General features: G+C 65.1%; 23 protein-coding genes and 1 pseudogene. 13 read left to right on the top strand and 11 right to left on the bottom strand.

Translation table 11 applies throughout. The features are described 5' to 3' along the window. Nucleotides 1-19: 19 nt before the first annotated feature. Nucleotides 20-673, bottom strand: a complete 654-nt coding sequence (locus AC1RQP_RS27985) for a hypothetical protein (protein WP_492939716.1) — start codon at nt 671-673, stop codon at nt 20-22. 56 nt (nt 674-729) lie between these two features. Here AC1RQP_RS27985 and AC1RQP_RS27980 point away from each other — a divergent pair, with 56 nt between their 5' ends. Next, on the top strand, nt 730-1,128 hold the full coding sequence (locus tag AC1RQP_RS27980) for a hypothetical protein (RefSeq protein ID WP_492939714.1): 399 nt from the start codon (nt 730-732) through the stop codon (nt 1,126-1,128). A 43-nt stretch (nt 1,129-1,171) separates the two neighbouring features. Here the strand turns inward: AC1RQP_RS27980 and AC1RQP_RS27975 are convergent, their stop codons facing one another. Both AC1RQP_RS27975 and AC1RQP_RS27970 read right to left on the bottom strand, forming a co-directional pair. Further along, entirely contained in the window at nt 1,172-1,513 is a 342-nt protein-coding gene (locus tag AC1RQP_RS27975; RefSeq protein ID WP_492939712.1) for an HNH endonuclease, read from the bottom strand. 162 nt (nt 1,514-1,675) lie between these two features. After that, on the bottom strand, nt 1,676-1,927 hold the full coding sequence (locus AC1RQP_RS27970; protein ID WP_492939710.1) for a hypothetical protein: 252 nt from the start codon (nt 1,925-1,927) through the stop codon (nt 1,676-1,678). A gap of 96 nt (nt 1,928-2,023) precedes the next feature. Here AC1RQP_RS27970 and AC1RQP_RS27965 point away from each other — a divergent pair, with 96 nt between their 5' ends. The 7 genes and pseudogenes from AC1RQP_RS27965 (at nt 2,024) to AC1RQP_RS27935 (ending at nt 5,511) form a co-directional block, all read left to right on the top strand. Next, nucleotides 2,024-2,659 (top strand): S24 family peptidase, encoded by a 636-nt coding sequence (locus AC1RQP_RS27965; RefSeq protein ID WP_492939708.1) that lies wholly within the window; start codon nt 2,024-2,026, stop codon nt 2,657-2,659. A 16-nt stretch (nt 2,660-2,675) separates the two neighbouring features. After that, complete coding sequence (locus AC1RQP_RS27960; RefSeq protein WP_492939706.1) at nt 2,676-3,008, top strand: DUF4236 domain-containing protein; 333 nt, start codon at nt 2,676-2,678, stop codon at nt 3,006-3,008. 83 nt (nt 3,009-3,091) lie between these two features. Continuing rightward, complete coding sequence (locus tag AC1RQP_RS27955; protein WP_492939704.1) at nt 3,092-3,589, top strand: phospholipase; 498 nt, start codon at nt 3,092-3,094, stop codon at nt 3,587-3,589. Continuing rightward, nucleotides 3,586-3,966, top strand: a complete 381-nt coding sequence (locus tag AC1RQP_RS27950) for a hypothetical protein (RefSeq protein WP_492939702.1) — start codon at nt 3,586-3,588, stop codon at nt 3,964-3,966. The genes AC1RQP_RS27955 and AC1RQP_RS27950 overlap by 4 nt, the downstream gene beginning before the upstream one ends. Beyond that, a complete protein-coding gene (locus AC1RQP_RS27945; protein WP_492939701.1) occupies nt 3,963-4,166 on the top strand; it encodes a hypothetical protein in 204 nt (67 codons plus the stop codon). Before AC1RQP_RS27950 ends, AC1RQP_RS27945 begins: the two co-directional genes overlap by 4 nt. After that, nucleotides 4,163-4,324 (top strand): annotated as a pseudogene (locus AC1RQP_RS27940) (helix-turn-helix domain-containing protein); the annotation flags it as partial. The gene AC1RQP_RS27945 and the pseudogene AC1RQP_RS27940, both read left to right, overlap by 4 nt. A gap of 23 nt (nt 4,325-4,347) precedes the next feature. Beyond that, nucleotides 4,348-5,511 (top strand): tyrosine-type recombinase/integrase, encoded by a 1,164-nt coding sequence (locus tag AC1RQP_RS27935; protein WP_492939699.1) that lies wholly within the window; start codon nt 4,348-4,350, stop codon nt 5,509-5,511. Between the two features lie 156 nt (nt 5,512-5,667). On the opposite strand, the gene AC1RQP_RS27930 is transcribed toward AC1RQP_RS27935, so the two are convergent. Continuing rightward, complete coding sequence (locus AC1RQP_RS27930; RefSeq protein WP_492939698.1) at nt 5,668-6,405, bottom strand: class I SAM-dependent methyltransferase; 738 nt, start codon at nt 6,403-6,405, stop codon at nt 5,668-5,670. A gap of 73 nt (nt 6,406-6,478) precedes the next feature. Next, complete coding sequence (locus tag AC1RQP_RS27925) at nt 6,479-7,198, bottom strand: class I SAM-dependent methyltransferase (RefSeq protein ID WP_492939696.1); 720 nt, start codon at nt 7,196-7,198, stop codon at nt 6,479-6,481. 267 nt (nt 7,199-7,465) lie between these two features. Here AC1RQP_RS27925 and AC1RQP_RS27920 point away from each other — a divergent pair, with 267 nt between their 5' ends. After that, complete coding sequence (locus tag AC1RQP_RS27920) at nt 7,466-7,693, top strand: hypothetical protein (RefSeq protein ID WP_492939694.1); 228 nt, start codon at nt 7,466-7,468, stop codon at nt 7,691-7,693. Between the two features lie 3 nt (nt 7,694-7,696). Here AC1RQP_RS27920 and AC1RQP_RS27915 read toward each other — a convergent pair whose 3' ends face one another. Further along, the gene (locus AC1RQP_RS27915) at nt 7,697-7,963 is read right to left on the bottom strand and encodes a hypothetical protein (protein ID WP_492939692.1); all 267 of its coding nucleotides are present in this window, start codon (nt 7,961-7,963) and stop codon (nt 7,697-7,699) included. Here AC1RQP_RS27915 and AC1RQP_RS27910 point away from each other — a divergent pair. Together AC1RQP_RS27910 and AC1RQP_RS27905 are read left to right on the top strand one after the other, a co-directional pair. Next, nucleotides 7,962-8,330 carry a hypothetical protein gene (locus AC1RQP_RS27910; protein ID WP_492939690.1) on the top strand — a complete coding sequence of 123 codons (369 nt, stop codon included), beginning with the start codon at nt 7,962-7,964 and terminating at the stop codon, nt 8,328-8,330. The genes AC1RQP_RS27915 and AC1RQP_RS27910 overlap by 2 nt on opposite strands. 299 nt (nt 8,331-8,629) lie before the next feature. Next, nucleotides 8,630-8,884, top strand: coding sequence for a hypothetical protein (locus AC1RQP_RS27905; RefSeq protein ID WP_492939688.1), 255 nt, complete (start codon nt 8,630-8,632; stop codon nt 8,882-8,884). A 25-nt stretch (nt 8,885-8,909) separates the two neighbouring features. Here AC1RQP_RS27905 and AC1RQP_RS27900 read toward each other — a convergent pair whose 3' ends face one another. The 4 genes from AC1RQP_RS27900 to AC1RQP_RS27885 form a co-directional block, all read right to left on the bottom strand. Further along, nucleotides 8,910-9,152, bottom strand: a complete 243-nt coding sequence (locus AC1RQP_RS27900; protein WP_492939686.1) for a hypothetical protein — start codon at nt 9,150-9,152, stop codon at nt 8,910-8,912. Between the two features lie 244 nt (nt 9,153-9,396). Further along, nucleotides 9,397-10,104: an outer membrane protein gene (locus tag AC1RQP_RS27895; RefSeq protein ID WP_492939684.1), complete on the bottom strand. Its 708-nt coding sequence runs from the start codon at nt 10,102-10,104 to the stop codon at nt 9,397-9,399. Nucleotides 10,105-10,389: 285 nt separating this feature from the next. Further along, nucleotides 10,390-10,785: a hypothetical protein gene (locus AC1RQP_RS27890; RefSeq protein WP_492939903.1), complete on the bottom strand. Its 396-nt coding sequence runs from the start codon at nt 10,783-10,785 to the stop codon at nt 10,390-10,392. Between the two features lie 233 nt (nt 10,786-11,018). Continuing rightward, nucleotides 11,019-11,402, bottom strand: coding sequence for a His-rich protein BRANT (locus AC1RQP_RS27885; protein ID WP_492939682.1), 384 nt, complete (start codon nt 11,400-11,402; stop codon nt 11,019-11,021). A gap of 250 nt (nt 11,403-11,652) precedes the next feature. Here AC1RQP_RS27885 and AC1RQP_RS27880 point away from each other — a divergent pair, with 250 nt between their 5' ends. Both AC1RQP_RS27880 and AC1RQP_RS27875 read left to right on the top strand, forming a co-directional pair. Then, complete coding sequence (locus AC1RQP_RS27880; RefSeq protein WP_239624572.1) at nt 11,653-12,195, top strand: tetratricopeptide repeat protein; 543 nt, start codon at nt 11,653-11,655, stop codon at nt 12,193-12,195. A 107-nt stretch (nt 12,196-12,302) separates the two neighbouring features. Next, on the top strand, nt 12,303-13,688 hold the full coding sequence (locus AC1RQP_RS27875) for a serine hydrolase domain-containing protein (protein WP_492939680.1): 1,386 nt from the start codon (nt 12,303-12,305) through the stop codon (nt 13,686-13,688). Here the strand turns inward: AC1RQP_RS27875 and AC1RQP_RS27870 are convergent. Then, entirely contained in the window at nt 13,678-15,246 is a 1,569-nt protein-coding gene (locus tag AC1RQP_RS27870) for a S10 family peptidase (RefSeq protein WP_492939678.1), read from the bottom strand. The genes AC1RQP_RS27875 and AC1RQP_RS27870 overlap by 11 nt on opposite strands. Nucleotides 15,247-15,357 lie beyond the last annotated feature (111 nt).

Here is a 15,357-nt window from a genome sequence, read left to right as displayed (position 1 = left end):
TGGTTACTGGCGAGAAGGCCTAGTCCGGCCCCTCCCGGATTGTGGACGGTCTGTGGAGCACGCCGGGCGAGCCTTGCGACTCACCCGGCGCGCCGTCTTCGTTGGAGTCGTCCAAACCACCAACGGAGCTAGAGGGATGAAGATGTTCGATGCGGCGGCCATCGCCGCTTGGAACGCGGCGCTCGACGACCGGCCGGCAGAGATCACGGAGATCGAATGGTCTGCCCTGCCCCAGGTCGAAGCCTTCGCGCCCGTCGCGATGAACGCCGGCATGAGCTTTCGCCTGCGCGCCCGCGATGGCAGCACCTATGCTTTCGTCATCAACCCGGTCGCAGCGCGCCACCTCGCCGCTTGCATCCTGAGCATGGGCATGCAGGCCGGCTGGCTCGATGCCGGAGGCAATATCATTGCACCCCACCGGCCGCCGCTCGATTCCTAATTTCTGCGAGAACGGCATGCCCTTGGCCGGCTCGGTCGTCTCGACGATCGCGAAGCCCGGGAGCTTGACCAGGTCCGGCGTCGTCCAGGGGATCTCATGAAGTCTTTCGAAGACGGCAAGCGTTCCGCCGTCGAGCCCGATCGTCACAGTCGACGACCGTGCTACCGCCGGCTTCACCGCCGCAGCCAGCGGCGCCGCAGCCATCAGTCCGAACAAGGAGCGCCGCGAGATCATCGCACGCCCTCCCCGCCGGCAACGCCATGAGGCCGTTGCGACCGCCGCAACCAGGCGTGATAGACCTGCCGCATCTGCCGGCCCTCACGAAGCCGGCGACGACGCAAGGATTCGAACGGATACGGCTCGACACCGAGCACCTTACAGGAGACCTCATGACTATCGGCAACCCCGAAGAACTCGGCCGGCGCTGGGCCGACCTGCTCGCCGAGCGGGCCTTTGATGAGATATTGGCCGCCCTCGCAGCGCTCGATCGAAAACTTGCCCTGGAGACTCTCGGGCGGATCGAGCTGATGATCGGGGACGAGCTCGCGCAGTTTCGTCAGAAACACCCCGAGGGGGTCACTCCCGCCAACATGGAGCGGGCTCTTGCGGTCACAATCGAGGCGGCCGGCGAGATGATGCAGACCGCGCGCGAGCTGGTGGACGAGGTCAGCCAACCGCCGAAGGATTGATGGCACGGCGCTCCTCATCGTCCACCATCCTCGCCGCGGATGCTCAACCCGCCGCCAATCGTATGACCGCGCAAGCCCGATGCGTGCGCAGCCAGATGCGGCGCGTCGCCCATATCAGGATGATCGGCAGCGGCGCGCCGGAAGGAAAGCCGTGCGAGATCCGCCGGATGAACTTGGGATACGGCATCGCGCCCTTGGCACCGTTGCAGGGCTGGCAGGCGGCGACGATGTTGCCGCGGAAGGTCCGTCCCCGCCGGGATCGCGGCCATTTGTGATCCGCGGTCGCACAGGCGAGCGGCAGCGGCGCCCGGCAATAGTGACAGCGGCCCTTCTGCTCGTGCAGCGCTTCCCGCTTCAGGCGCTGCACCTTGGCCGACCGTCCCATCGCGCGAAAACCCCTTGAAATGCAGGCACGGCGCGCGTTGTCCACAGGCGTCCACAGGGGACAAATTCGATCTCGAGAACAGCTTATCCACAGCCGGAAATTTCGCGCCGTTCGAAGCCGCAGAGGCCTCGCCGGTTCCAGACGCGAAACGTAGGGTGCCGCTCATGATGCCACCCGCTGCACAGGCCGCTGGATGCCTTCCGGCCACTCCGCATTGCTCGGCCAATTATCGGAGAACCAGGCGATGACCTGGTCATACTTCCGCGCCGTGAAGGTCTTGGACGTGTCGCTCAGATGATCGAAGAAGCGCCAGTCGCCAGCGGCAAGGCGGCCGAGCGTGGACAGGCTCACGCTACGAGCTCCGGTGTACGTCACCGCCAGCGTCGAGAGGTTGCGAATCAGCTCCTGTTCCATGATTCGAGCCGTAGTCGGAATTTTCCGATTCGCCAAGATCAAAACGTCGGAAACATCCCATTCGCCTTTGGAAAACAGGCGTCGGATAAATCCGTCATGGCGAAAGATGAATTGCGTCAACGGATTAGAAACCGGCTGGCCGAACTGGAAATAGGCCCCGTGGAGGCTGCGAACTCCGTCCCCGGGCTGGAGCGCAATTTCATCCGCGACCTCTTGGAGGGCAAGAAGCGGTCCTTCAGCAGCGCGAAGCAACCCTTGGTCGCGCAGGCATTGCAGTGGGAACTGCACGAACTCCTCGGCGCTCGGGCGCCCATCCCTCCCCAGGCCGCCCCTCGGGCGCGCATGAAGCTGGTCCCGCTGCTCGACCGTGTGACGGCCGGTCGGCTAGCCAGTCCTTCGTCTCAGATCCCGGTGGAGAAGGTCCCTCTGCTTGCCTTCGCTGATCTCGGTCCCGGCGAGTTTTTCGCCTTGAAGGTTGAAGGGGATTCGATGGATCGCATCTCTCCTGAGGGCTCCACGATCATCGTCAATCGCGCCGACCGTCAGCTTCTCAGCGGCAAGTACTACGTCTTTGCGGTGGAAGGCGAGACGACCTACAAGATGTGGCAGGGTGGCGAGCACGAATTCCTGATGCCGCTGTCGACCAACCCGCTGAACAAGCCGATCTTCTTCAAACGCAAGCGCGACCTCGAGGTGATCGGCCGCGTGAAGCGCACGCTGCTGGATCTCTGAGGGATGGGCGGCCGCGATGGCATCATGGGGGTTTCGGAAGAGCTTCACCATCGTGCCGGGGTTGAGGCTCAACATCGGCAAAAAGAGTGCCAGTGTCAGGATTGGCGTCCGAGGCCTCGGCTTCACCGCGGGGACCGCGGGCAAACGTGTTTCGGCGTCCATTCCCGGCACTGGCCTCAGCGCAACCCATAAATTCAACCGCGACCGCTCTTCGCGAGAGCGAGCGATTGCTGAAGTCGACCCTATGGTCTTGCCTCGGAAGCGGCGGCCGTGGGGCTGGCTGCTCCTGATCTACCTTGCTGCCTCGCTCATTTGGTGGCGCGTGCTGGACACCTACCAGCTATTGTAGCCAGCGGGATTTTTCCGACGCGATGATTGACAGTCGGAAATTTCCTACTACCCTGCTCTCCCGCATCACCCGGGAGACACCCCATGCCGCGCCGGCCCGACGACATCTCCAAGACCGATTTCGCCCATCAACTCCGCCTGCACAGCCTCGCCTTTCTTCCCAACATCAACCGCTTTATCGACCTGCGCTATCCGGAAGCCCGCCGGCACGTCCTGCCGGTGATGGCTGAGGACGGCCGCACGCTCCTGCGTGAGGCCTCGATCCGCTCCTGCCTCGCCGCCCGTGCCGCCTATGAGGCCGAGCTGGCCGAGAAGGCCCGCGCCGAGCAGAGCAAGGCCGACCTCGCCGGGCGCCTGGCGCCGGCCGCGATCGCGCCCTGCCGCGCCGACCTCGACGGGCCCGCCGCGGTCAACCAGCTCGCCGACGATTTCATCCTGCAGACCACGCGCAACGACGGGGTGGTGTTCGCCGACCTGATCCGCATGGGCTGGCAGGCCGAGCAGCTGAAGCAGCACACCCCGGCCGCCCGCATCGTCGCCCAGCGGCGGCAGGAGAAGCAGATGGCGGAGATCAGCGCATGATCCTGCTGCACCTGGATAGCCATCCCAGCGCCGGCCCTGCCAACCGCAAGGACCTGATCGCGCGCATGGCCGCGGATCTCTGCCGCGTCGGCCTTCCGGCCGACGAGCGCGAGGCGATCCGCACGCTCTGCGCCCTGAATTACCGCTATGGCGATGTTGCCGTGCTGGCCGAGGACGCGCTGCTCGAAGCGCGCCAGGCCGCCGTCGGCGAGGCCATGGCGATCGAGACTCCGCCGCTCCCGACTTCGGCCAAGGCCTCGCAAGCCCCACTGCCGGAAACAGTCCTGGCCGCCCCGGGATCAAGGAGCAGCGGCCTTTTATCCCTGCAGGTCTTGGAAGCGCCGCTCTCCTGGCGCGATCCCGGAGCCGGCCGATGACCGACAGGATCGGATCTGTCGTCGAATACGTCCACCGCCAGGCCATCGGGCAATACTGGCTCGATATCCTCGTCGATCGCGCGCATTGGGCCGCGCTTGGACCGTTTGCGACGGCGACCGAGCGTCAGGCTGCCCACGACGACATGCTGGCGATGATGCGATCGGTCGGCGCCCGCGATCTTCCGGGGCGCGCGCAATGAACCGTCCCGCCCGCCAGCGGATCAAGGTCGCCGACGCCGTCGCCCTGCTCGGCCTCGAGGCCCGGACCGTGCGGGACATGGCCCAGCGGGGCGAAATTCCCGGGGCGGCCAAGCCCCGGGGGGTCTGGACATTCGACCTCGCCCTGCTGGAAGATTACCAGCGACGTTGCGAGGAAACGGCATGCCAAAGAGCTCAAGACCTAAAGCCCCGAAGGGCTGTTTCTGGCGTGGGGACACCCTCTACGGCCGGATTCAGACCGCAGGCGGCGACATCAAATGGTCGCTGCGAACAAGTGATCCAGCGGTTGCGAAGAGCCGGCGTGAAGCCGAGCGCGCCCGCGCCGTAGCCGCCCAGCGCTACGGCGACCAGCGCCGGACCTATGCCGAGGCGCTGGAGGCCTGGGAAGCCCACATCGTCAAGGAAGTCAGCGACGCGACGCTGCGGCGCTACGGCAGCTCCCTGGCGAATCTGAACCCCCATCTGGAGGGGCTCTATCTCGACGAGATCGACCGCAAGCTGATCGGCAGCATCGTGGCGGCGCGGCGCGAGCCCGTGGTGCCGCGCGGCAAGAAGCATCCGATGCGCGTGTCGAACGCGACCATCAAGCGCGACCTCACCGCGCTGTCCTCGGTGCTCGCCTTTGCCGCCGACGAGGAATGGATCGAGGCCAATCCGGTGCTGGCCTGGCTGAAGCCGGGCGGCCGGCGCAAGTCACGACTGGCCGAGCGGCGGGACCCGATCGTGCTGCCCGATCCCGCCCATGTCCGCATGGTGATCGATCGGGCCCCCGGCCTGTTCGGCGCACTGATCGAGACCGCCTGGAAGACCGGGGCCCGCCTCGAGGAGCTCGGCAGCCTGACGCGGTCGAGGTTCGATCGAAACAGCAAGCAGCTCACGCTGATCGGCAAGCGCAACAAGCTGCGCACGATCGACCTCGTCGACGGCGGCGAGGATTTCGGCTTCCGCGTCCTGGCCGGCCTGCCGGTGACGATGGAGGCCAGCTGGCTGTTCTGGTATCGCGACGAAAGGCACAAAAGAGCCGGCCAGAAGCCGACGGTGCGCCGCTACGCGCAGATCTCGTCGAACTTCGGCCGGCTGGTCGAATCCGTGGCGCGCCAGGCGCAGAAACAGGATCAGGACTTCCGCCCGTTCCGCTTCCACGATCTCAGGCACCTGCACGCGGTGGAATGGCTGAAAAGTGGCCGTTCCATCTACACTTTACAGCATCGGCTCGGCCACACCTCGGTCAAGACAACCGAGATCTATCTGGCCTATTTGACGCCCTCCGAGAAGGAACAGGCGATGTTTGCGCGCGCCTCGACAGGATCAAATTCAGGATCGTGAGAAGTGCCCAGGATCAGGATGGCTGCGCGAGAAGTGCCTGCGCCACAGCGATATTCTGGATCTGCGCTGAGGCTCCGGTTTACTCTGCGGGAAGATTTGTAAACCGAAGGTCGGGGGTTCAATCCCCTCAGCCGGCACCACGTCTTGACTGCAGTTTCAGCTCGAAGTCTTGAGCGCGCTGCTATTCGAGCCGCTATCGGGCTTCGCATTCGGCAATTGATCCAGCGGCCAGAGCCCGAGGCTCTTGTCGCGCCAGCCACCACCGCCCTCCTCGCAATGCTCGTTGATCAGCGTGTCCGGCGCGGGCCAGTTGAACGGCGCCTTCTCCATGTTGAGCGCCCGCCAGTCGCCGTCCTCGCAATCGCGGTTGCCGTCCCATTCGGGAAAGGTAGTGACCAGCAGGAAGCGCGCCCCGCTCATCCGAAATTGCGCGAGGGCGCGATCGATGTTTGCAAAGCTCAGATGCACCAGGCAGTCGCGGCAGAGAATGAGATCCGCAAGCGGCAATGCATCGCGCGTGATGTCGGCGACGAGAAACCGGCCAGGCGAAGCGCCGTCTGCGACACGCCGACGGTTGGCCTCGATCAGCGATGGCACGATGTCGATGCCGGTGTAATCGACATCGAGCTCGAGCCGGCCAATCCACCCGGCATCGCCGCAGGGCGCATCCAGCAGCGAGCGCACGCGGAGCCGTTGCAGCAGCGCAGGAAGCGCCTCGCGGATCGCGGCGGTCGCGGGATCCTCCGAGCCGAGGCCGGATACCGAAGTGGCCGCGCCCCAAAGGTTGGTCCGCTCGATGCGCTCGAACCGTGCGGCGAGATCGAGGCCTGCGAGGTTCTCGCGGTCGGCAAGGAAACGTTCATGGGCGAGCACGGGAGGACGACAGGAGATCATCGGACGAGCCTCGAGCCAAGTCGCGAGCCAGTGTACGAGCGATGCGTCGCCGCCGAAATAGCCTACCTTTCCCTCAGGCCGGCTTCTGCCACTCCATGACGTGAAAGAAGGGCACGCGGCGATGACGGGAGACCTGCTCGGGACTGCCGCCTGTCGGCTGCGGCTCGACGAACAGACGCAACTGCAGACCGCGATCGAGCAACAGGGTCATGTAGGTGCTGAGCGGACGGTGCCAGTTCTGGATCCGGATGCCGTGCCAGGCGGCCCAGATCGGACGCTCGTCCATGTAGTGATCGATGGCGAAGCGCATCTCGCCCTCGCTGTCGCGTGTCCAGCCGTCCGGCTGGCCGGCGGTGTTGAAGCTCGTCAGGTTGGCGATCAGCAGCGTACCGCCCGGGCGCAGCGCCGCCACCATCCTTGCGATCGCAGCGTCGAGATGGGGCATGTCGATCAGGCTGAGATAGCTGACGACGAGATCGAAGCTCGCCTCGACCTCCATCGTCTCGGCGCGGCCGAGCCGGTAGTCGCCGTCCGGGTCCAGCTCGCGGGCGCGCGCGAGCAACGCCTCGGTTGGATCGATACCGGTGGTGCGGATGCCGGCCCGCTGCATGATGCGGCAGAAGCGCCCTTCCCCGCAGCCGACGTCGAGCGCGCTGCGGAAGCTGCGCCCTTCGATGCGCTCCTTCATCGGCGCGTCCAGCACGAAACGGCGACCATAGTCGCCATCTTGCCCCTGCTCGACGATCCAGGCAGCCGCCGACGCGGCCCAGCCGTCGCTGACGTCCTCGTTCATAGGCAGACCTTCAGGAGTGGATGTTGGCCGCGGCGCATCGCAGGCGCCGCTACTGATCATAATTTGGATCCGAGTTCAACATGAAGTAGCGTGCGCATACGATGCGCTCCACCACGGTCAAAGAGAAAGCCAGGATCGCCGCCGGTGCGGTTGCGGCTGTCGTAATGACGGCCGTGCTGTTCGCGATCGCAATGGGTTTTCTGCTGGCACGATAGGTCGATGAATGCCGGACCGGAACCAAAGACGTGCGTCACTCGTTCTTGACCCATGCGGATCAGGGAAGAAAACCGAAACATCATTCTGCTGGTGACAGTGATGCTGTGCTGTGGCGCCGTGGCCGGCACGTTGACGCTGTTCGAGGCGGAGCTGGTGCCGGCCCCTGAAAAGCGCGTCGCCGAGAGAGCCGTGATCGACGTCGGCCGGACATCGATCCAGGCTCCAGTCCGGGTGATCGGCGCGCCGTTTGAGCCCAACGTCAATCCCCGCGAGCGGTAGCGCTCACCGCGGCGAGGTCTCCCTGCCCTCCGCGGACAGGGCGTGGGCACGCGCCAATTCTTCCGCGAACGCGATCACCTCCGCCCGCTTGTCGGGCGGCAGCGACAGGAACGCGCGGATGAGCCTCAGCCCCTCCACTTCGTCCGACCGTTCTTCTCCCGCAGCCATTCTGTCAATGTCGGGCGATCGGGAAAAATATGCAATCCTTTTCGAACCTTCTTGATTCGATGCGGCCGCTTTGCTGGAATGAGCGCGGCTGAGGTGGATCATGAAATGGATCAGGGAACGCGACGCACTGATCGCGCAGACACTGGCCTTCGTCCAATTGGTGACCGGCAGGAAGGATGACGTCCTGCAGCCGGATGCGCCCGCGGTTGGCTCGCCCGTCGCGCTGGACATCGTCGCCATGGAGGCGGCCGCCGTCGAGGTCGAGCCGCCAAAAGTTCCGCTTCCGCCCCGGCCCGCACCTCTCACGGCGCGGGCAAGCGGCGATTTCCGCACCGAGATGCAGGCGCGCCTTGCCAATTTCCGGAAGCATCAGGAGCGCTTCGAGCGCGAGCGTGAGGAATACTGTACGGCGACCCTGACCAGATTGCGTGCCGCCATCCGCGACGCCGGCCCACGGGCCAAAAAATAGGGCCCGGTCAAAGGCCTACAGCCAGGACCAGACCAGCCAGAGATTGGCCGCGCAGGCGCCGAGCAGCGCCAGCGTGAGCGGCAGGAGCATGTGCCCGCAGGAGGTGTTCAGGTCGCTCGTCATGGCGGAAAACATCCGCTGATTCCGGCCGACGAGTCCCAGGGATTCTTTTTTCCGGGATTCAGGACTCGTTAAGGACTCAAGGACCGGCGGCGCCCGATCACGGCCCCGTGATCTGGGGGCGGGCCGGAACCCCTGACCGGGCAAGCTCGTTAACCGGGTTTCTTGGAGCGGGAAGAATGCCCTACGCCCTGTTCTGCAACGATGCCCAGATCAGCAAGGCCTATCCGAGCGAGTCGGACGTCTGGAAGCTCGCGCAGCGAAGCGGTCTCGTCGTGGACGTGGTTGCGGACGACGAGCGGCCGGGACCGCGCCGGGTGCTCGACAACGGCTACGAGATCGCGCCGTGCCAGGCAGCCCAAGGCGAAGACCCCGCCCAGAACAAGGCTGAGGCCGACCAGCAGGCGAGGATGGAGCTTGAGCTGAATTCCTGAGCTCCGGCACGAAACCGGGGCGGGCTCAGGGCGTCGCGGCCGCCAGCGAAGCCTGCTCGCCCGGCGTGGCCACGCAGGCCTTGCGGCGATGTAACCCACGGATGGCGCCGGTGACCTTCATCACCTTGCCCGACGGACAGGAAGCGTCCTTGACGAAGGCCACCTCATAAGGTGCCAGCATCAGAGGCTCGGATTTGAGGATTGTCTGTGCAGAGCACGGCAGGAAGGAGAAGCATGAGAGCACCACTGCCGACACCAAGATACGCATGTCCGTCGTCCCACCAGCCCGATAATTGTCATATAACGCGTTCCGGAGCGCGAGTTCCGTAGATCGCAAAAATTATTTTTGCTTTACCCCGGCCCCATGACGCGCGTGAGAAGGCGCGCCAGCCACCATTTGCAAGCAAATGACGCGCCAGATGGTTCACGCAAAGCAAACAACCGGCTGACAAACCGGCAAATCAAAGGCCGGCGGAGCCGGCCTTTGTCGGGTCTTCAATCGCCGCGGGCAGTCAGTAGCGGGAGCCTGCCGGACCGCCCCAGCCGAAGCGGTAGTTCACCCCGACCTTGACGGTATGCTCGTCCTCCCGGCCGCGAGCACCGACGATGTCGGCCGGGCCGGAGGTAAAGGTGGTGCTGCCGAAATTATAGTACTGGTACTCGGCCTTGGCCGACCAGCTCGGCGCGAACATGTATTCGAGGCCGGCGCCGACGGTATAGCCGTCCTTGTTGTTGCCGGTGGTGGTGAAGGCCTGCGGCACCCCGGCGATGTTCACGCCAAGGCCGTTATTACGCCAGGCATAGCCACCCTTGGCGTATAGCAGCGTCGGCCCCCAGGTGTAGCCGATGCGACCGGTCACCGACCCGATCTGGTCGGTGTTGGAGGTCACCTGCGTGCCCAGCGGGAAGGTGGCACCGTTGTTGTTGGTCGGCAGCCAGGAATACTGAGCTTCGATACCCACCACCCAGTTGGGCGCGAACTGGTAGTCGAAGCCGCCCTGCACGCCGCCCATGAAGCGAGCGTCGCTGGATTGGAAGCTGCTGTCGCCGGCAAACGCGCCGCCGACATGGCCGCCTATGTAGAAACCGGTCCAGTTGTAAATGACCTGCGGCGGCGTATAGGCCGGAGCCTTCGCGTAGGTGCGCGGCTGAATGTCCGCGGCGGCGGCCGGCGCGGCCAGCGCAAGCACAGCGGCTGCACCCAGCAAAATCGATCTCATGATCATCCCCGTTCTTTCATAACGACACTCAGGAAACAACGTGGCGTGAATTGGGTTGCTTCGCGGCGATGCCGGAACGTTGATCGTTCGTCACTGTGACGGGGTGGCAACAACGCGATTTTGTTCCGTCACACCACCTTGAGCTAACTGTTTTTGTCGCGTGCACAAGGCCTGGCGCAACGATTTGTCTCAAGAGGAAATCACCCCGTTCAAAGCTCGCCGAAATGTGATCCAGCGGCTCCGGCTGCGTCTGTCTAACAACAGGCGATGAAGGCGGGCTTTGCGCTACCGCGTCATCTTTTCCAGATCCGGAAAGGGTGCGTAAACCGCACCGGCGCACAGATCGCTGGTCCGGTCGACCACGCGGTCCGCCCGGCCGTTGACGAAGATCACGGCCCGTTCGCGCATGGCCTTGTAGCTGCCATCGGTCTCGCGCGGGGTGAAGTGCAGGCAGCTCACATAGAACTGCCGGCCGCCGACTTCGCGCTGCACCGGTTCGGCCATGCTGGCGTCGCGCACGCCGACCGGATTGTTGAGATAGGTCCGCATCAGGGCCAGCGTGTCGCTCCGGAAATTGTCGGGAAACGGCTGCGGCCCGCCGGCCTGGGTCCCGCCCATCAGCGTTGGACGGTCACCGTCGCTGCCGAGACAGGCCGCAAGCGCCAAGGGCAATGCCAATATCACCGCACATCTCGCCAACCGCCCCACAGGCCCCGCTCTCCGCTCGATCAGATCAGGGAGACGTTCTAGCCCCAAGCCTGCACGAAGGGAATTCGCTTGCCGCGGCGCAAGCAGCGCACCGGCCCGCCGCCGGCACCTCGGGCTTTCGCACGAGACTGGGCGAACGGACCGGGCCTGAAGTCCGCGCGCGGCGGCGGGGCAATGCCAGGGATGCCGCCGCGCGGGATCAGCCGTCAGTTGCGCTGGTCTGATGCCGCCGGCTTGGTCACGTCCGGCTGCGCCTTCTGCGACTCCTTGGCCGTGACCTGCTTGTGATGATGGCGATCCTTGCGCACGGTCTTGTGCTCGCGGGTGGTGACCGCGGCGTTTGCATTCATCGCCTTCGACTTGGTATCCACCTTGGCGTCCGCCTTGACGTCGGCGGGCTTGACGTCAGCGGCCTTGGCGTCGGCCTTGACGCCGGCGTCCGGTTTCGCGGCGGTGGTGGACGCCTTGGTCTGGCTCTGGTCCGCCTTGATCACAGGGGCGGTCGTGGTGGTCTTGCCGGCCTCGGCGGCGAAGGCCGGGGCTGCGATCACGGAAGCTGCGAGCAAGGCTGCGGAAATGGTCTTCAGCATGATGGTCTCCTCTTGGAAGGATCTCGAGGCGGCGCCCTCTCGCCTACCCTTCGATCGTAGGTCGGAACCTAGAGGCGACGCACTGAACCCAGTCTGAAGCCCCTAGCAGGCTTCCGTTCATCTCGATGACAAGTTTGTCATCTGCAGCTGGGCGAACAGATCGTGCGAAGCGGGAATGTTTCCGCCAGACGGGTGTTTCGGTCTTCAGGCAATCGTGTAGGATCGCCACGTTCCATACGGGAGAATTTAGATGCGCAAACTCTCAATGCTTGTCGTGCCGGGACTGGTCGCCATGTCGCTGGCGGCCGCACCGGTGCTGTCCAGCGCCTATGCCGCGGGCGGCGACTCCCCTTCGCCGCCGCCGAGCTCGGACTCATCGACCAAGAAGGGCAAGAAGAAGAGCTCTTCCGTCAGCGATCCCAAGTTCCTCGCCGCCTATCGCACCGCCTACACCGCGATCTACGACAACCACGACTACACCGGCGCGATCGGCCAGCTGAAGTCGCTCAAGCGCGACGACGTCGCCGACGTCGCCAATCTGATCGGCTACTCCTATCGCAAGCTCGGCGACTACCAGTCGTCGAAGGTCTATTACGAGCTGGCGCTGAAGGACGATCCGAACCACGTCCGCACCTGGCAGTATTACGGCCTCTGGCAGCTCGAACAGGGCAACCGCGAACAGGCGCAGTATCATCTGAACAAGATCGCCTCGCTTGCCGGCACCGACAGCTCGGAGTATCGCTCGCTTGCCGCAGCGCTCGACAAGCCGACCGGCGCGACGCTGGTCTACTGAGACATCGCATCCTTGAACGAAGTCGACGGGCACAACCTTTCGGGTTGTGCCCGTTCCGCTTTCTCGGCTAGCCTCCGCCACCAATCTTCCCTGCAGATTGGTATGCAATGGACACGTGGCTGCGATCCGCGATCGACTACATCGGCTCCTGGATCGAATTTCAACTGACGACAATCCAGCAGCCCGGCGTCATCGTCGCATTCGCCCATCGCGGCGAGGTCGTCGCCGAGCATGCGTTCGGCCTCGCCAATCTCGATACCGGCGAGAAGCTCACCCCACGCCACCGCTTCCGCATCGCCTCGCACTCCAAGAGCTTCACCTCGGCCGGAATCATGAAGCTGCGCGAACAGCGCAAGATCCGGCTCGACGATCCCGTGGGTGATTATGTCGGCGGCCTGCACCCGCGCGTCGCCGAGACGACGATCGCGCAAGTGCTGTCGCACAGCGCGGGATTGACGCGCGACGGCGCCGATTCCGGCCAGTTCATCGACAGCCGCCCCTATCTCGACACGAAAGAGTTGCTCGCGGAATTGAAGCTGCCGACCGCAATCGAACCCGGCACCCGCTTCAAATATTCCAATCACGGCTTTGGGCTGATCGGCCTCGTGATCGAAGCGGTGACCGGGGAGCCCTACCCGGTCTGGATCAAGCGCGAGATCATCGAACCTGCGGGCTTGCGCGAAACCGAGCCGAATGCACCGCTTGCCAGGGGCACGCCGTTCGCGTGCGGTCATACGCGCATCGTCCCGCTGGGCGAACGCTGCGTGATCCCCGGCAACAATCCCGCACATGCGATGGCATCCGCCGCAGGCTTCGTCGCCACCGCCGCCGACACCGCCCGCTTCTTCGCGCAGCTCGCACCCAACGCGAAGAAGAGCGTGCTGTCGGTCGCGAGCCGCCGCGAAATGACGCGACACCATTGGCGCATCCCGCAGAGCTTCGAGACCTACTACGGCTTGGGCGTCAATGCCGGCAAGACCGACGGCTGGGACTGGTTCGGCCATGGCGGCGGTTTCCAGGGCTACATCTCCCGAACCTGCTCCATTCCCGCTTGCGAGCTCGCGATCAGCATCCTCAGCAACTCCATCGACGGCGCGGCCCCGTTCTGGATGGACGGCGCGATGCAGATCCTGCGCACCTTCAAGACTCGCGGCGCACCCGACCGCCGCGTGCGCGACTGGACCGGCCGATGGTGGACGATCTGGGGCGCGACCGATCTCGTCCCCGCGGGCAACCGTGTGCTCGTCGCCAATCCGCAGTTCAGCAATCCCTTCATGGATGCCGCCGAGATCGAAGTCACCGGCCGCGACAGCGGCAAGCTGGCCTGGGCGGCCGGCTATTCGAGCCATGGCGAGCCGGTGCGCCGGATCCGTGACAAGCGCGGCAAGATCAGCGACATCTGGATCGCCGGCGCGAACGTGAAGCCGGAGCGCGTCGTGGCGAAGGAAATCGCCCGCCGATATCCGCCGCGCAAACGAAGGCCTACTCCCTGATCAATCGCTCGACCTCGCTGCGGAACGCCTGCCGTGATCCGTCGCGTGAGTAGAACATGTGGCCGCCGGGATAGACGACGAACTTCACGCGTTGCGTCACGAAGGCCGGCAGCTGGTCGAGCACCCGCTTCGTTCCGAAATAGGGCGTGGCGAGGTCGAACAGCCCGTGCCCGACCAGGACGTTCAGCTTCGCATCTGTGGCGAGGATCTGGCGCAGCTCGGAGACCGATTGCGGCGGGTTGATGCCGCGGCCGAAGTCCCAGTGGCCTTCCACGGCGCCGTTCAGGACTTCGTAGGAGCCGTCGGGCCGCCAGTTGAGCTTGCGCGTCAGCACGTCGACCGCTGCGCTCGTCAGCGGCGCCTGCAGCGAATCGCCGGAGGGATCGCCGAAGCGCGAGCTGCTGGAATCCGGATAGGGATCGAAGCCACGCACGGAGGCGTCGTAGCGTCCCGTCACCTTGCCGTTCTTGCGGTCGAACTCGCGGCGGAATTCACCGACGTCGAAGCGGCCGGCCAGCCTGCGGCTCACCGCCTGGTCGATGCCGGTGAGTTCGGCGACCTTGTCGGCCAGGCGATTGGTGGCTTCCTTGTCCGCCTCGCCCTTGACGAGGTCGGCCAGGAACTCGCCGCGCGCGTAAGCCTCGACGTCGGCGAGGTCGGCGCGCTTGACCGGTCCCTTGGCCTCGCGCGCCACCGCGACATAGCTCGGCAGCGTCGCGACATATTGCAGAAGGCTGGTGCCGGCGAACTCGCGAAAATCCAGCAACGGCGACACCATGATGAGTCCCCTGACGCCGACACCGTGTTGAAGCTGCAACTGGCGCACGACCTTCGGGCCGCGAATGCCGCCATAGCTTTCGCCGGCGACGTATTTCGGCGAGGTCAGCCGATCATGTTTCTCCAGCCAGCGGCGGATCACGAGCGCGATCGAATTGGCGTCACCGTCGACGGAGTAGAAGGATTTTCGCGCGTCCTCGCTGCTGGCGACAAATCGGCTGTAGCCGGTGCTGACGGGATCGATGAAGACGAGATCGGTGAAGTCGAGCCAGGTCTCCGCGTTCGGCTTCACCTCGGGCGAGGCCGAGGGCGACAAGGCTTCGCCATCGAGCGGCAGCCGCCATGGCCCGGCCGCGCCGAACTGAAGCCACGCCGAGGACGCGCCGGGGCCGCCATTGAACAGGAACGTCACGGGGCGCGTGGCGCGGTCGGCACCATCGAGTTGATAGGACGTGTAGGCGATGTCGGCCAGCGGCTCGCCCTTGCCGTCGAACACGCGGATCGAGCCGGCCGTCGCGGCGAAATTGAGGGTTCGGCCGGGCAGATCGAGCGTCTGCTTCGTGGCCGAATCCGGCGGGAGACGGTGCAGCTCGGCCGCCGATGGCGACGCCTGCGACGCGTTCTGCGGACCACCGCCGCGACTGCCCTTCTGCCCGGACGGGGCAGTTGTCTCCGAGGGCGGCTTCGGCGGATCGTCCGCGCGCGCAACTCCAGCAAGCGCGAAAGCCGAGACCGCCAGCATCAGGACCGTTCGACGGAGCGCCGGCAAATTCGTGACCATGATCGTTCTCCCTGCCCGGCCGTGACAGCCGGTGAGGACAGAAAGGTTAGCCCGGAATTGCGACGCTTTGGGGAATCCCTGGTCTGGCCGGCCTGAACCGGCCGCAGAGGG

The organism is Bradyrhizobium sp. GW821-FHT13H06 (genome assembly GCF_058803975.1).
This window is presented reverse-complemented; position numbering and strand designations above follow the sequence as displayed.

Excerpts from the sequence above, each read along its gene's own strand:
- AC1RQP_RS27920 (WP_492939694.1), top strand. The coding sequence starts at position 7,466 with ATGCGGATCAGGGAAGAAAACCGAAACATCATTCTGCTGGTGACAGTG.
- AC1RQP_RS27900 (WP_492939686.1), bottom strand. The coding sequence starts at position 9,152 with ATGCGTATCTTGGTGTCGGCAGTGGTGCTCTCATGCTTCTCCTTCCTG.
- AC1RQP_RS27905 (WP_492939688.1), top strand. The coding sequence starts at position 8,630 with ATGCCCTACGCCCTGTTCTGCAACGATGCCCAGATCAGCAAGGCCTAT.
- AC1RQP_RS27935 (WP_492939699.1), top strand. The coding sequence starts at position 4,348 with ATGCCAAAGAGCTCAAGACCTAAAGCCCCGAAGGGCTGTTTCTGGCGT.
- AC1RQP_RS27885 (WP_492939682.1), bottom strand. The coding sequence starts at position 11,402 with ATGCTGAAGACCATTTCCGCAGCCTTGCTCGCAGCTTCCGTGATCGCA.
- AC1RQP_RS27960 (WP_492939706.1), top strand. The coding sequence starts at position 2,676 with ATGGCATCATGGGGGTTTCGGAAGAGCTTCACCATCGTGCCGGGGTTG.
- AC1RQP_RS27950 (WP_492939702.1), top strand. The coding sequence starts at position 3,586 with ATGATCCTGCTGCACCTGGATAGCCATCCCAGCGCCGGCCCTGCCAAC.
- AC1RQP_RS27970 (WP_492939710.1), bottom strand. The coding sequence starts at position 1,927 with ATGGAACAGGAGCTGATTCGCAACCTCTCGACGCTGGCGGTGACGTAC.
- AC1RQP_RS27945 (WP_492939701.1), top strand. The coding sequence starts at position 3,963 with ATGACCGACAGGATCGGATCTGTCGTCGAATACGTCCACCGCCAGGCC.
- AC1RQP_RS27910 (WP_492939690.1), top strand. The coding sequence starts at position 7,962 with ATGAAATGGATCAGGGAACGCGACGCACTGATCGCGCAGACACTGGCC.
- AC1RQP_RS27880 (WP_239624572.1), top strand. The coding sequence starts at position 11,653 with ATGCGCAAACTCTCAATGCTTGTCGTGCCGGGACTGGTCGCCATGTCG.
- AC1RQP_RS27895 (WP_492939684.1), bottom strand. The coding sequence starts at position 10,104 with ATGAGATCGATTTTGCTGGGTGCAGCCGCTGTGCTTGCGCTGGCCGCG.
- AC1RQP_RS27870 (WP_492939678.1), bottom strand. The coding sequence starts at position 15,246 with ATGGTCACGAATTTGCCGGCGCTCCGTCGAACGGTCCTGATGCTGGCG.
- AC1RQP_RS27875 (WP_492939680.1), top strand. The coding sequence starts at position 12,303 with ATGGACACGTGGCTGCGATCCGCGATCGACTACATCGGCTCCTGGATC.
- AC1RQP_RS27985 (WP_492939716.1), bottom strand. The coding sequence starts at position 673 with ATGATCTCGCGGCGCTCCTTGTTCGGACTGATGGCTGCGGCGCCGCTG.
- AC1RQP_RS27915 (WP_492939692.1), bottom strand. The coding sequence starts at position 7,963 with ATGATCCACCTCAGCCGCGCTCATTCCAGCAAAGCGGCCGCATCGAAT.
- AC1RQP_RS27930 (WP_492939698.1), bottom strand. The coding sequence starts at position 6,405 with ATGATCTCCTGTCGTCCTCCCGTGCTCGCCCATGAACGTTTCCTTGCC.
- AC1RQP_RS27975 (WP_492939712.1), bottom strand. The coding sequence starts at position 1,513 with ATGGGACGGTCGGCCAAGGTGCAGCGCCTGAAGCGGGAAGCGCTGCAC.
- AC1RQP_RS27965 (WP_492939708.1), top strand. The coding sequence starts at position 2,024 with ATGGCGAAAGATGAATTGCGTCAACGGATTAGAAACCGGCTGGCCGAA.
- AC1RQP_RS27955 (WP_492939704.1), top strand. The coding sequence starts at position 3,092 with ATGCCGCGCCGGCCCGACGACATCTCCAAGACCGATTTCGCCCATCAA.
- AC1RQP_RS27925 (WP_492939696.1), bottom strand. The coding sequence starts at position 7,198 with ATGAACGAGGACGTCAGCGACGGCTGGGCCGCGTCGGCGGCTGCCTGG.